The organism is Pseudomonas sp. 3MAES_34.3B, from assembly GCF_058145875.1.
This window is the reverse complement of sequence record NZ_CM176960.1, coordinates 4,004,896-4,017,385: the sequence shown is the minus strand read 5'-3', so window position 1 is coordinate 4,017,385 and position 12,490 is coordinate 4,004,896. Positions and strand designations below refer to the sequence as shown.

General features: G+C 63.6%; 11 protein-coding genes. 4 read left to right on the top strand and 7 right to left on the bottom strand.

Annotated elements, in window-relative coordinates:
* Positions 1–129 precede the first annotated feature (129 nt).
* The 3 genes from AC3Z8Y_RS17820 to AC3Z8Y_RS17810 are packed head-to-tail and all read left to right on the top strand — an operon-like array spanning position 130 to position 3,326.
* Positions 130–2,022: a type VI secretion system family protein gene (locus tag AC3Z8Y_RS17820; RefSeq protein WP_490086942.1), complete on the top strand. Its 1,893-nt coding sequence runs from the start codon at positions 130–132 to the stop codon at positions 2,020–2,022.
* Positions 2,015–2,668: a DUF2931 family protein gene (locus AC3Z8Y_RS17815; protein ID WP_490086941.1), complete on the top strand. Its 654-nt coding sequence runs from the start codon at positions 2,015–2,017 to the stop codon at positions 2,666–2,668. Before AC3Z8Y_RS17820 ends, AC3Z8Y_RS17815 begins: the two co-directional genes overlap by 8 nt.
* Positions 2,655–3,326, top strand: a complete 672-nt coding sequence (locus AC3Z8Y_RS17810; RefSeq protein ID WP_490086940.1) for a DUF2931 family protein — start codon at positions 2,655–2,657, stop codon at positions 3,324–3,326. Before AC3Z8Y_RS17815 ends, AC3Z8Y_RS17810 begins: the two co-directional genes overlap by 14 nt.
* Before the next feature lie 137 nt (positions 3,327–3,463).
* On the opposite strand, the gene AC3Z8Y_RS17805 is transcribed toward AC3Z8Y_RS17810, so the two are convergent.
* From AC3Z8Y_RS17805 to AC3Z8Y_RS17785, 5 genes are read right to left on the bottom strand one after another with little or no spacing between them, the layout of a single operon-like run.
* Complete coding sequence (locus tag AC3Z8Y_RS17805) at positions 3,464–4,117, bottom strand: HAD family hydrolase (protein ID WP_490086939.1); 654 nt, start codon at positions 4,115–4,117, stop codon at positions 3,464–3,466.
* A 22-nt stretch (positions 4,118–4,139) separates the two neighbouring features.
* Positions 4,140–5,129: an ABC transporter ATP-binding protein gene (locus AC3Z8Y_RS17800; RefSeq protein ID WP_490086938.1), complete on the bottom strand. Its 990-nt coding sequence runs from the start codon at positions 5,127–5,129 to the stop codon at positions 4,140–4,142.
* Between the two features lies 1 nt (position 5,130).
* Positions 5,131–5,928: an ABC transporter permease gene (locus AC3Z8Y_RS17795; RefSeq protein ID WP_181111536.1), complete on the bottom strand. Its 798-nt coding sequence runs from the start codon at positions 5,926–5,928 to the stop codon at positions 5,131–5,133.
* Positions 5,915–6,757 (bottom strand): ABC transporter permease, encoded by an 843-nt coding sequence (locus AC3Z8Y_RS17790; RefSeq protein WP_490086937.1) that lies wholly within the window; start codon positions 6,755–6,757, stop codon positions 5,915–5,917. The genes AC3Z8Y_RS17795 and AC3Z8Y_RS17790 overlap by 14 nt, the downstream gene beginning before the upstream one ends.
* A 2-nt stretch (positions 6,758–6,759) precedes the next feature.
* On the bottom strand, positions 6,760–7,806 hold the full coding sequence (locus AC3Z8Y_RS17785; RefSeq protein ID WP_490090031.1) for an ABC transporter substrate-binding protein: 1,047 nt from the start codon (positions 7,804–7,806) through the stop codon (positions 6,760–6,762).
* Between the two features lie 328 nt (positions 7,807–8,134).
* On the opposite strand from AC3Z8Y_RS17785, the gene AC3Z8Y_RS17780 reads away from it, so the two are divergent.
* The gene (locus AC3Z8Y_RS17780) at positions 8,135–8,845 is read left to right on the top strand and encodes a UTRA domain-containing protein (protein ID WP_490086936.1); all 711 of its coding nucleotides are present in this window, start codon (positions 8,135–8,137) and stop codon (positions 8,843–8,845) included.
* A gap of 167 nt (positions 8,846–9,012) precedes the next feature.
* Here the strand turns inward: AC3Z8Y_RS17780 and AC3Z8Y_RS17775 are convergent, their stop codons facing one another.
* Positions 9,013–11,109: a mechanosensitive ion channel family protein gene (locus AC3Z8Y_RS17775; RefSeq protein WP_490090030.1), complete on the bottom strand. Its 2,097-nt coding sequence runs from the start codon at positions 11,107–11,109 to the stop codon at positions 9,013–9,015.
* A gap of 62 nt (positions 11,110–11,171) precedes the next feature.
* Positions 11,172–12,461, bottom strand: coding sequence for a M18 family aminopeptidase (locus AC3Z8Y_RS17770; protein ID WP_490086935.1), 1,290 nt, complete (start codon positions 12,459–12,461; stop codon positions 11,172–11,174).
* Between the last annotated feature and the right edge of the window lie 29 nt (positions 12,462–12,490).

The window sequence follows — 12,490 nt, the reverse complement described above, 5'->3', positions numbered from 1 at the left end:
CCGGCATCCAGCCCCGTTCCGCTTCCTTAGCATGGCGGCTCCTGCGCGTTCTGCGCCTGTTTCCGGAGCCCCGTCCATGCCTTCACTGCCTCTTCGCGCCTGTGCCTCTCACTGCCCGGAGCGATGGGCATGAAGTGCTATCACATCTTTCGCGGCGACAAAACCACCGCCGGCGGCACTGTCATCAGCGGCAACCCCGCGTGCAAGCTGGAGGGCCGGCCGATAGCGTGCGAAGGCGACAAGGTGGAGTGCCCCGCCTGCGGCACCGTGGGCGTGATCGTGTGCACCGGCCCTCATCGGCATGCTTACGTGGACAAAGCACAATGCGCGCTGGAAGGCGACCAGTGCCAATGCCAATGCTCGCCAGCGCCCACCCTGATCGCCAACCAGACCAGCATATCTTATGACTTCGGCCCGTCTTCGCTGCCTTTGGTGGGCATGGGGAAGATGGGCGCCGGGCGGTACCGGGCCGCTGCCACGCGTTCAAGTACGCCCGGCGTCGTATCGCCCACCCGGGTGACCGCCCCGCCGGCCGCAACGCTTGGCCAGCAGCTTGTCGAGGAAGAAGAAGAGGAAGAACCTGCCGAAGGCATCATCGTGCGGATCGGGCTGTTCTTCGACGGCACCGGGAACAACATGGCTAACGCCGAACTCACCGCCGACTGCCAGGCGAGCGACGTGGGTTATACCGAACAACAGGCACGGGAAATCAGCGCGTACTGTACCCAGGAAGGCTTTGACGGCGCCGGTGGCGTGCCGGACAGCAGTTATGGGAATGCCTCGAGCAATGTGGCGCGGTTGTATGATTTGTACGTGGATGAGGCCAATACGCCGCTGAAGAACGATGCTCGCGAGGCCGCCGTCAAGGTATACCTGGAAGGCATTGGTACCAGCAGCGGCCAACCCGATTCGCTGTACGGGCAGGGTTTGGGGATTGGAGCTACCGGTGCGGCGGCGCGGGTGGAGCAGGCGCCGCCGCTGGTGGTGGAAAAGCTGCGACAGCTGAGGCGCCATAACCCCGGCCTCGTCATTCGCCGCCTCGAATTAGACCTGTTCGGGTTCAGCCGCGGCGCGGCGGCCGCCCGTCATTGTGCCAATGAGCTGCTCAAAGCATCGCGTAGCCGCTTCGCCAAGGTGATACCTGTTCGGGGTTCAGGGCTGGCCGAAGGTTTTAACTGGCGCCATGGCCAGGACTTCGTCATCAACTTTATCGGCCTGTTCGACACGGTGCCCGGGATTTCCAACCCGCTGCGGGGTGATTTCACCCCTCACGATGGCCACAACCCGGGCCTCGACCTGCGCCTGGCGCCAGGGTGTGCGAAGAAGATTGTGCAGTTGGTGGCCCAGCACGAGTTCCGCCACAACTTCTCGGTAATGCTCAGCGACCACGACATTCGCGTGCCTGGCGCCCATTCGGACCTGGGCGGCGGCTACCCGCCGGCGATCAGGGAGACCGTACTGCTCACCCGGCCCGAGCACAGCGAAATACCCTATGAGCAACCGGCCCGGGAATCTCAGGCCTGGCGCACGGCGAAGCGCCAGGTTGAGGCTCACATGCCACCGTACGGCAATGCGTTCACCCAGCCCGGCCAACCGTTGAGCGTGCAGCCCTGGGCCATCGCCCTGCCGTACAACCCGCACCAGGACGCGCGCCGGCTCAAGCGGGTGTACGCCGCGGTGGTCAGCAAGCGGGTGGTGCGCGGGGCGTTGTCGCTGGTCTACTTGCGCGTCATGCGCAAGCTGGCCGTGCGGGCGGGCGTGCCCTTTGGCTCGATCAAGGACAAACCCAAACTGGCCCTGCCAGCGGAGCTAAAACCCATCTCGCGCAAGCTGACGGCCTACGCCCTGGGGGAAGCCCCCGATACCCTCACCGAGGCCGAGATGGACCTGCTGCGCCGCTATTACATTCACCTGTCCGCCAACTGGAACGCCGCCCGCGGCAAGAACAACTCCGACCTGTCCGTGCTGTTTATCAACCGCCCGGCAAGTGGGGGGCGGCGTGCCGAATATCCCAATGAATAGCCTGTGGCGGTGGCTCACACTGATCGCAACTCTGAGCTTGAGCGCCTGTGCCAAAGGCCCCAACGGGCTTCCCTACGACTCCTGGTATATCGGCGCGCTGGCCCCGCCTTACATGGATGTGTGGATCGAAACCGTGGATGTTGCCGATGCCCGAGGCCAGGTGTACAAGCAGGTCGTGTCCGGCGTGGCATCGATGAGCAGCCCTCCCAAGCTGGACGCCAATCCCAGGGGTTGGATCGAGAGCACTGGTTTGGGGGCAGGCAAGCACGTGCTTGGCGCAGCTCTGCCGCTGTGGATCTACGTGCGTTGGCAGTCGCTGGTCGAGCCTAAAACCTACGAAGCCTTCATTCACGTCGATGCGGCCATGCGCAAGGCCATGGTCACGGGTGAAAAGGCCTTTTGTGAGTTTGATGACAAATGGATCACCGACTACCCCTATGCCGTGAACATCGGCCTGGCCCCCGGAGGCATCGCTCAGGTGTGGCTTGGTGGGCAATGTACGCTACCGATGCCCGTGAAGCGGGTTCAAGGCCACGTGGTTGAAGCCGGCCCATACGGCGGACGGTACGGCAACCAATATCCCGACCTGAACAACGTGTCCAAGGCCTATATCGAGAAATACGGTGTGCCCTATGGCAGCTGGTAACCGGTGTCGCGGGGCGGGCCTGCTGCTCGTTATGATAGCCACGCTGGCATTAAGCGCCTGCGCCAAGGGGCCGCATGGGCTTCCCTACCATGCTTGGCGGATCGGTCTGTTCACACGCCCTTATATGGACGTGTGGATCGAAACGGTGGATGTCGCCGATGCCCGTGGCCGCGTGTACAAGCGGGCGATGTCAGGGGTGGCGGCAATCACAAGCCCTGCCAGCTTGAAGGCCGACCCGAAGGGCTGGCCGATTGATCCCGCCTGGGGGGCCGGCAAGCACGTGCTTGGCGCAGACTTGCCGCTGTGGATCTATGTGCGCTGGCAGTCGCTGGTGGAACAGCAAACCTACGAAGGCTTTATCCCTGTGGACGCTGCCACCCGCAAGGCCATGAAGCAGGCGGAGCGGGTGTATTGCGATTTCGACGGCAAATGGATCACCGACCACCGCTTCGCCGTGGTGCTCGGCCTGGCGCCTGGCGGCATCGTGTGCATGTGGATCACCGGCCCCTGCCTGAGCTCTGTCCCCATAGCCCGCGTTCAAGGCCGCGTCGTCGAGGCCGGCCCGTACAACGGTCAGTCCGACGGGCACTATTACCTGCTCGATGACGTGTCCAAGGCTTACATCGAAAAATACGGTGTGCCCTATGGCAGCTGGTAACCGGAGTCGCGGGCTAGCCCTGCTGCTACAAGCGCGTTGAACCGTAGCAGCCCGCCTTGGCGGCGACCGGGCCGGCAGGCCCGTAGATTCGGCGATGGCTGTGTCGCAGGCAAGCCAGCGTGCCCCGGCCCTGCTGACTACTTCCAAGCCACCACCGGCCACCCGGCCTCTTCAGCACGGGCGCGCAGCACGGGGTCGGGGTTGACGGCCACCGGGCGGCTTACCTTCTCCAGCAGCGGTAGGTCGTTGCGCGAATCCGAATAGAAGGCCGCGCCTTCGAGGGTTTCGCCTTCGGCCTGCAACCATTCCATCAGGCGGGTCACTTTGCCTTCCCGGTAGGTGAGGGTGCCTTGGGTGTGGCCGCTGTACACGCCATGGGCGATGTCCAGCTCGATGGCCAGCACTTCTTCGATGCCGATGCGTTCGGCAATCGGCTTCACCAGGTGTACGCCCGAAGCGGAGATCACCAGCAGGCGATCACCGGCGGCGCGGTGGTTGGCGATGCAGCGGGTGGCGTCGCTGAAAATCAGTGGTTCGATCACATCCTCCACCCATGGGCCGACCAAATGGTCGACTTCCTCTTCGGTGCGACCGATCAGCGGCTCCAGCGTGAACGCCATGTAATCTTCCATGGCCAGTTCGCCTCGGCTGTAAGCGGCCATCAGTTCATGGTCGCGGCGCACGAAGCTTTCAGGGTCTACCCAGCCGAGCCGGGCCATCTGCTCGCTCCAGAGGGAGGCGCAGTCGCCGTCGATCAAGGTTTCGTCCAGGTCGAAAATGGCCAGAGGCATATCAAGCGTTCCTTGTGTTTCGTCAAGCCACTTCACGCACGGCGGCGGGGGCAATGTGCAAGCGTACCCGAGTACCGTTGGGGTGCAAGTCATCGGCCGAGCGGTTCAGTACATCAACCACCACCTCCACGGCTTGGGCCCGCACGCGGTAGCGGATCACATTGCCCAACAGGCTATGGCTGAGAATCTCTGCGCTGCCATCGGGTTCCACAAACAGTTCGATCGCTTCCGGGCGGATCGCCTGAGCAGCGCCTACCGGCCGTTGAAGCAAACGGCTGGCACTCTCGGCGTCCAGCACGTTGTAGTTGCCGATAAAGCCTGCGGCGAAGGCGCTCACAGGGGCAGTGTAGAGGTTCTGGGCATCGCCGCTTTGCACGATCTGGCCCTTGTTCATCAGGAAGATCCGATCCGACATCGTCAGCGCTTCTTCCTGGTCGTGGGTCACGAAAATGGTCGTCAGCCCAAGCGTTTGCTGGATAGAGCGAATCTGTTCACGCAGGTGCTTACGGATGCGGGCGTCCAGCGCGGACAGAGGTTCGTCCAGCAGCAACAGGCGCGGGCGGGTGACCAGCGAACGGGCCAGGGCAACCCGTTGACATTGGCCCCCGGACAGCTGATGCGGGTATCGGTCTGCGAAGGTATCCAACTCCACCATGGCCAAAGCTTCTCGAACCCGCTCGCGGGTGTCAGCGGCGCTCACCCTCTGCATGTTCAGGCCGAACGCCACGTTTTGCGCGGCTGTCATGTTGGGAAACAGCGCGTAGCTTTGAAACACCATGCCGATGTCGCGCTTCTGCGGGGCCAGCGGTACGAGGTTTTTCCCCTCCAGCAGGATTTGCCCGGCGTCCACGTGGGTGAGCCCGGCGATGCAGCGCAGCAGGGTGGATTTGCCGCACCCGGACGGGCCCAGCAACGTCACGAACTCGCCCTTGGCGATGGTGAAGTCGATATCGGAAAACACCGTGGTGTTGCCGAAATCCTTGCGCAGCGCGCTCACGCTCATGAAGCCCATGTCAGTGGGTGTCCTTGTTCAGCCGTGTGGCGATCCACGTCATCACCAGCACGAAAAGGAAATAGGAAATCACCAGCGCGCTGTTGAAGTGGCCGCTGCTGTTGCGCATGTTGTTGAGGTATACCTGCAGGGTTTCGTACTGGGTACCCACCAACAGGTTGGCGAACACGAATTCGCCGAACAGGAACGAGAACGACAGCAGCAGCGCTACCATCAAGCCTTTACGCAGGTTGGGCAGCACTACCCGCCACGCCGCCTGCCAGGGGCTGGCACCAAGCAGTTGGGCGGCATCCATGAGGTCGCGCAGGTTGAGCGCCTGCAGGTTGTTGGTGATCGCCCGGTACATGAACGGCAGCGCCACGGTGAAGTAACAGCCGATCAGTATCCACGGCGTGCCGGTCATGGCCAGCGGCCCCGAGCCATAGAGCTGCAGTAACCCCACCGAAGACACCACAGGCGGCACCGCGAAGGGCAGCAGGATAAGAATGTTCATCAGGGCGTCCAGCCGCGGGAAGTGGTAATGCACCACGAACAGCAGCGGCAGGATCAACACCACCGCCAGCGCCAATGCCCCCACGCACACCAGCAGGGAATGGCCAAACGCGGTAAGAAAGCGCGCGTCGGTCCATAGCGCCAGGTACCACTTCAGGGTGAGGCCACTGGGCAGCAGCGTGGCCGACCAGCTGGTGGCCAAGGAATAAAGGAGGGTACCGGCCAGCGGCAGCAACAGGATCAGGAACAACAGCCACACCACCACGCGGTGATACAGCCGGGCGGAAGCGCGATCAGCGGCGGCCATGGTAGCTCCTGCGCAGTATCCATTGGTGCACCACGGTGACCAGCGCCATCATCGCCACAAGGATGATCGCCAGCGCGCTGGCAAGGTTAGGGTCCAGCGAAATATCACCAGCGACCATGGCAGCGATGCGGATGGGCAGCACGTTGAAGTTGCCGGTGGTGAGGGCATACACGGTGGCATACGCGCCCAGTGCGTTGGCCAGCAGAATCACGAAGGTGCCTAGCAGCGCGGGCATCAGTACCGGCAGCCCAATGCGCCGCCAATATTGCCAGGCGCTGGCCCCAAGCAGTGCGGCGGCATCGCGCCAGTCGTCCTTCAAAGCATCAAAGGCCGGGTACAGTAGCAATACGCCCAGCGGAATCTGAAAATACGTGTACACCACGATCAGGCCGACCTTGGAATACAGGTTGAAGTCGGTCAGCAGCCCGCTTTGCTTGAGCAACAGGGTAATGGCCCCGTTGAACCCCAGCAGAATGATGAAGGCAAACGCCAGGGGTACCCCGGCGAAGTTGCTGGTCATGTTGGCGAAGGAGGTCACAAAGTTGCGCAGCCGGGAGTCCACCTGGCGCAGGGAGTAACTACCCAGCACGGCAATCACCAACCCGATCACGCTGGACCACAGGCTGATCTCCAGGCTGAACTGCATGGCCTGGCGATAAAAACGCGAGCTGAAGGCCTTGGCGAAATTCGCCAGGCCCCAGCCGTCCGCGCTCTGCAGGCTGCTGATCGCCACCCACGCCAGCGGGGCGAGCTGGAACACGATGAAGAACACGGCAAACGGCAGCAGCAACAGCGCTGCCAGCCACTTGCCCCGGGGCGCGTCGCTCATGGTTATTGCATTTCAACGATGACTTGTTCGTTCCACTGCTGCGGCAGCGCCTTGGAGCTCTTTTCCCACGCAGCCGGGTTAGTGATCGGTTTCACGCTCTTGTATTGCTCGGCGGGCAGCAGTTTGGCAGCCACTTCAGGGGGCAGCTTCACATGGTCGGCCCGGATTGGGCGAGCGTGGCCGGTGGCCAGGTTGATCTGCCCCGCATCGCTAAGGATGTATTCACGGGCGAACTTCGCTGCGTTGGGGTGCTTGGCGTATTTGTTGATGATGGTGGTGTAGCCGGAGATCACCGAGCCGTCGGAAGGGATCAACACATCAAAGCGCTTGGGGTCGATCTGGTCGCGGTAGCTCAGCCCGTTGAAGTCCCACACCACGCCCACTTCGATCTCGCCCTTTTCGAGGGTTTGAATGGTGGGGTTGGCCAGAGAGAGGCGACCTTGCTTCGCCAGCTTGGTGAACAGCTCCAGGCCCGGGGCCAGGTTGGTTTCGTCGCCCTTGTAGGCGATGGCCGCCGCCAGCACGCCGTTAGCCGCCTGTGCAGCTGTGCTCACGTCGCCGATGGCGACCTTGTACTTGCCGCTTTCCAGGTCATGCCAGCTCTTGGGGGCATCGCTGTCTTTCACCAGTTGCTTGTTGATGATGAAGGCGATGCTGCCCGTGTAGGCCAGCATCCAGTGGCCGTCCTGGTCCTTGGCCCAATCGGGGATCTGCGCCCAGGTGCTGGGCTTGTACGGCTGGGTGACGCCCTGGCTGGCGGCAATCGGGCCGAAGGCAGCACCCACGTCACCGATGTCGGCGCTGGCGTTGTCCTTTTCCGCCGCGAACTTCGCAACCTCCTGGGCCGAGCTCATGTCGGTGTCCACGTGCTTGAGGCCGTACTTGCTGGCCAGGTCGTCCCAGGTCCCTTTCCAGTTGGCCCAGGCGTCCGGCATGCCCACGCTGTTCACTTCGCCTTCCTTTTTCGCTGCCGCTTCCAGGCTGGCCAGGTCATCGGCGGCCATGGCCGAGTTGCCCAGTGCCAGGGCCGAACCCAGCAGCGAGGCCATGAACAGTGTTTTGAGCGTGGGCTGCTTTTTCATCTGTAGCTCCAGAAGACAAACGTCATAGGGAGGAGGTGTCGCTTGCTGGTCTAGGTCAGCAATACGCAGGCCAATCTAGCGAGGCGGCATGACATTTTGATGTCCATGCGCCGCTATTGCCGTTTCGCTGAACAAGCGTAGACCAACCCGTGGCCCTTGGCGGGCCGCGCGTGTGAAGGGCTGGCCGATGCTGCGTTGTCATCTATCGTTCATTCGGGCGACCTAGGCTGATCGCACCTGCACCGGGCCCCATGGCCCGTTCGGTGCACTGGTCTAGACCAACAAGGAAGCCGGCATGCGAGAGAATGCACCGCGAGCAGTCACCGCCATAGGCGCGGCCCTGCAAGAGCAGATCGAGCACGGGCTATTGCAGCCCGGGGCCAAGCTTCCGGCGGAGCGAACCCTCAGCGAGTTGTTCGCCACAACGCGCATTACCTTGCGCGAGGCGTTGCTGCAGCTCGAAGCCCGTGGCCTGGTGTACCGCGAAGACCGCCGCGGTTGGTTCGTGTCCCCGCCACGGCTGACCTACGACCTCAATGAGCGCAGCCACTTCCATGCCATGGCCAACCGTCACGGCCGTTTGCCCGCGACCGAGTTGATTACCGCCCGCGCCCAGGCTGCCCCAGCGGCGATCTGCGACTACCTGGGGCTGGCGCCGTTGTCTGCGGTATATCGCATATGCCGTGCCCGGCGTATCGACGGCCGTTTGGTGCTGTATGTGGAGCATTACCTCAACCCGGCGTGTTTTCCCGGCTTGCTCGGCCATGACCTGAGCCAACCGTTGACCGAGCTGTATGCCCGCGAATATGGCATCGAGTATGGGCAGGTGGAGTTCGAGCTGTTACCCACCGCCTTGCCCAGCGACGCCGCCCTCGCGCTGAAGGTTTCCACGGGAAGCCCTGGGCTGCGCATTACCCGAATCAACCACGACCGCCAGGGCAGGCGGATCGACTGCGACCTGGAGTACTGGCGCCATGATGCGATTCGGGTGGTGGCGACGGTGTAGTCATATGGAGGCGGGCCAGTGTCATGCACGCGTAAACCTTGACTGGCATCCTCTGGCAAAACCCAGGCACAGGAGCGCCACGCGATGAATGAATACGAAGAAGCCTTGCTGGAGCAAGCCGCCGACGCCTACGAGCCTGTGGACGCCGACGATGATGCCGAAGAGCTTTAGCGCGCCGGCGGGCCGGCGTGTGTCACCTGCACGCTCAGGCGAGGGGTGGCCAGGTCCAGCCCGGCTTCGTCCAGGGTGCGCTTGAGTAGCAGGTTGAAGGCCCGGGAGATTTCCCACTGCTTCAGCGGCGCGGTCTTGAAGCGCGCTCTTAGCACCGCCGAGCCAGACTCGAAGCTTTCAACCCCCTGGAATTCCAGCGGCGACCAGATATCCCGACGCAGCAGTGGGTCGCTGTGCATTTTCTGGCCCACGTCCCGCATCAGCTTGATCGCGTCGTCGATCCCCACTGTGTAGGGAATGGCCACGCGGAAGATGGCGTAGCCGAACTCCCGGGAGTAGTTCTTGATGCTTTTGATCTCGCTGAACGGGATGGTGTGCACGATGCCGTCGATGTCCCGCAGGCGCACCGTACGGATCGTCAGGCCTTCCACCGTGCCCAGGTGGCCGCCTACGTCCACATAATCGTCGATGGCCAAGGAGTCCTCCACGATGATGAACAGCCCGGTAATCAGGTCGGCCACCAGCGACTGGGCGCCGAAGCCGATCGCCAGGCCGATCACACCGGCACCCGCCAGCAGCGGTGTAACGTTCACGCCCATGTTGGCCAAGGCCACGATCCCGGCGATCACGAAGATGGCCACGAACAGCACGTTGCGAATCAACGGCATCATGGTTTGCGCACGGGCGTTCGCCAGCCCTTTGCGAGAGCGTGCCAGGCCGAGGTGAATGGCGGTGTCGGCCAGAATCCACACCAGCCAGGCGAACATCAGCGTGCCGGTGAGGCCGAACAGCCGAAGGCTGAAGTCATGGCCACTGCCTTCGGTAAAGCGGATAAGCGACATCCCCCACACCCGCAGGCCCAGCTCCAGGAACACCATCCACACAAAGATGTGCACCAAGGTGTAGAAGAAGCTTTTCAGCCGCTCGGCGTACGCTTCCTGACGGCGGGGCCGGTGGCTGGGCTTCTGCGCCTGGCGGCTGACCAGCCCATTGATCACCATGCACACCACCAGCAGCACCGTGCACAGCAACGATTGGCGCAGCGCCGTGCTGGTATCACCGGCAGAAATAAAGGTGCCCACCAGCGACACGCCAACCAGCACCAGCGCCGGCAGGTACCAGTAAGTGCCCAGCACCTCCAGGGTGTCGGTCATTGCCCGCTTGTGCAGGCGCCGGTCCAGCGGCTGGTTGCAGATCAAATGCGCGATCGGCCGGCGGAAACGCAGAATGAACAACCCACTGAACAGCGCGGCCAGCACGTTGGCCAGGGCGGCTGCGGTGTGGGCCAGGTGCGGGCCCAGGCCGGCGACCAGCCGAGGGTCGCTCAGGGCCTCGCCAAACGCGGCGAAGCTGCCGATCAGCCACATGGGCCGGAAGGCGCGACGCCGCAGGATGTACAGCGCGCGGTGCCGATGCGGCCCATCGAGCAGCGAGAATGCGATAACGCAGATCGCCGCGAAACAGGTCCCGACCACCAAGGCGTAGGCCACCACCAGCGCCAGGTCCTTGCCCAGCGATGACGGCACGGCATAGCCGATGCCCAGTGTGAGCCCGAGCGCCACCAGCCAGGGGCCGATCTTGCGCAGGGCGAACCGCAGCAAGTCCCAGGTGCTGGGGTGCTGGGGCAGCTCTTCGGTGAGGCCGAAGCGCTCGCGCATGCGCTGGCTGAGCCAGTTCAGCAGAGAGGCCAGCAGCGCCCAGGCCAGGATCGTGGCCATGAACACCAGCGCCACGGTGCCTTGGTCCACCACGGTGCTCGCGCGGTCCAGCAGCTCGGTGCGGGCCAGGGTGAGTTCTTCCAGCCACTGGCTCAGCGGGCTGTCTTCGCCGGCGAATTGCCGCTCGAGTGCTCGCACCGTACCGCCCAGCAGGCCGACCACGCCTTCTTCCTGGGCAGGCTTGGCTTTGTGGCTGGCTTCACGCAGTTGTTTGAGATCGCTCAGCAGCCGGGCGCGCTGCGCGTCGTTCTCCAGGGTGGCAATCACCTGGTCCAGGGACTGGTCGAGGTTTTCGGCGGGTGCCTCGCTTTTGGCCGGGCTGCCCAGAAGGCTTGGCAGCCCGCTCGCCTGTGCCGGCAGCGCAACGGCCAGCACGCACCACAGCAGCCAGCCAAGGGCCCGCGCCCAGCGGCGGCAAGGCCCTTGTAACGCGGCGATCACGGCAGCGCTCGGGCAGCGTAGAAGGCGCCCAGCACTTTGACCAGGTGAGCCAGGTCGTGGCTGCCCGCCAGCTCCCGGATCGAATGCATGGCGAACGTCGGCAGGCCGATGTCCACGGTGCGCACACCCAGGCGGCTGGCGGTGATTGGCCCGATGGTAGAGCCGCAGCCCATGTCGCTTCGCACCACGAAGCTCTGCACAGGCACTTCTTCGGCCATGCACAGGTGGCGGAAGAAGCCAGCGGTCTCGCTGTTGGTGGCGTAACGCTGGTTGCTGTTGACCTTGATCACCGGCCCGGCATTGAGCTTGGGCCCATGGTTGCCGTCGTGCTTGTCGGCATAGTTGGGGTGCACGCCGTGGGCGTTGTCGGCCGACACCAGCAAGGAACGCTGGATGGCCCGCACGTAATCGTCGCCCTCGGGCAGCAGCCGCTGCAGGGTTTGCTCCAGCAACGGGCCATCGGCGCCACAGGCAGAGCTGGAGCCTACCTCTTCGTGGTCAGTGCAGATCAGCACGCAGGTTTCATCCCCTTCGGCGCGCAGCAAGGCCTGCAGGCCAGCGAAGCAGGACAGCAGGTTGTCCAGGCGGGCGCCGGCGATGAACTCGCCGTTCAGGCCGATCACTGCGGCAGGCTGGGTGTCGTAGAAGCTCAGCTCGTAGTCGAGCACCACGTCGGCATTCACGTCGTGCTCGCGGGCCAACTGCTCGGTGAGCAGGGCGCGAAAATCGAAGCGATCACCACCGGCTACCTGGGCCAGGATCGGCGGCAGTTCGTTCTGGGCATTGATTGCCCAGCCTTCGTTGGCGGTGCGGTTAAGGTGAATCGCCAGGCTGGGGATTACCGCGATAGGCAGGCGGAAGTCGACCAGTTGGCTGGCCACGCGACCATCCTGGCGGAAGGTGACACGCCCGGCGAGCGAGAGGTCGCGGTCGAACCAGGGGGCCAGCAACGCGCCGCCATAGACTTCAACGCCCAGTTGCAGGAAGCCCTGACGCTGCAATTCCGGCTGTGGCTTCACCCGCAGGCACGGGCTGTCGGTGTGCGCGCCGACCAGGCGAAGACCTTCGGTAACCGGGGATTCCTTGCCCAGGCGAATGGCGATGATCGACGAGTCGTTACGAGTAAGGTAATAGCGCCCACCCGGAGTGGTGTTCCAGCGCTCGCGCTCATCAAGCCGTTGATAGCCGGCGGCTTCGAGGCGCTTGGCGAGGGTAGCGGTGGCATGGAACGGGGTGGGCGAGGCCTTGAGGAAGTCGATCAGGCCTTGGTTCAAAGTGTCGCGCATCAGGGTACTCCAGGCAGCAATGCCGCGAG

What these genes read in the sequence shown, in the direction of transcription:
- AC3Z8Y_RS17800 (WP_490086938.1), bottom strand. Translation starts at nt 5,129, where the DNA reads ATGGGCTTCATGAGCGTGAGCGCGCTGCGCAAGGATTTCGGCAACACC.
- AC3Z8Y_RS17780 (WP_490086936.1), top strand. Translation starts at nt 8,135, where the DNA reads ATGCGAGAGAATGCACCGCGAGCAGTCACCGCCATAGGCGCGGCCCTG.
- AC3Z8Y_RS17805 (WP_490086939.1), bottom strand. Translation starts at nt 4,117, where the DNA reads ATGCCTCTGGCCATTTTCGACCTGGACGAAACCTTGATCGACGGCGAC.
- AC3Z8Y_RS17795 (WP_181111536.1), bottom strand. Translation starts at nt 5,928, where the DNA reads ATGGCCGCCGCTGATCGCGCTTCCGCCCGGCTGTATCACCGCGTGGTG.
- AC3Z8Y_RS17815 (WP_490086941.1), top strand. Translation starts at nt 2,015, where the DNA reads ATGAATAGCCTGTGGCGGTGGCTCACACTGATCGCAACTCTGAGCTTG.
- AC3Z8Y_RS17790 (WP_490086937.1), bottom strand. Translation starts at nt 6,757, where the DNA reads ATGAGCGACGCGCCCCGGGGCAAGTGGCTGGCAGCGCTGTTGCTGCTG.
- AC3Z8Y_RS17820 (WP_490086942.1), top strand. Translation starts at nt 130, where the DNA reads ATGAAGTGCTATCACATCTTTCGCGGCGACAAAACCACCGCCGGCGGC.
- AC3Z8Y_RS17785 (WP_490090031.1), bottom strand. Translation starts at nt 7,806, where the DNA reads ATGGCCTCGCTGCTGGGTTCGGCCCTGGCACTGGGCAACTCGGCCATG.
- AC3Z8Y_RS17770 (WP_490086935.1), bottom strand. Translation starts at nt 12,461, where the DNA reads ATGCGCGACACTTTGAACCAAGGCCTGATCGACTTCCTCAAGGCCTCG.
- AC3Z8Y_RS17810 (WP_490086940.1), top strand. Translation starts at nt 2,655, where the DNA reads ATGGCAGCTGGTAACCGGTGTCGCGGGGCGGGCCTGCTGCTCGTTATG.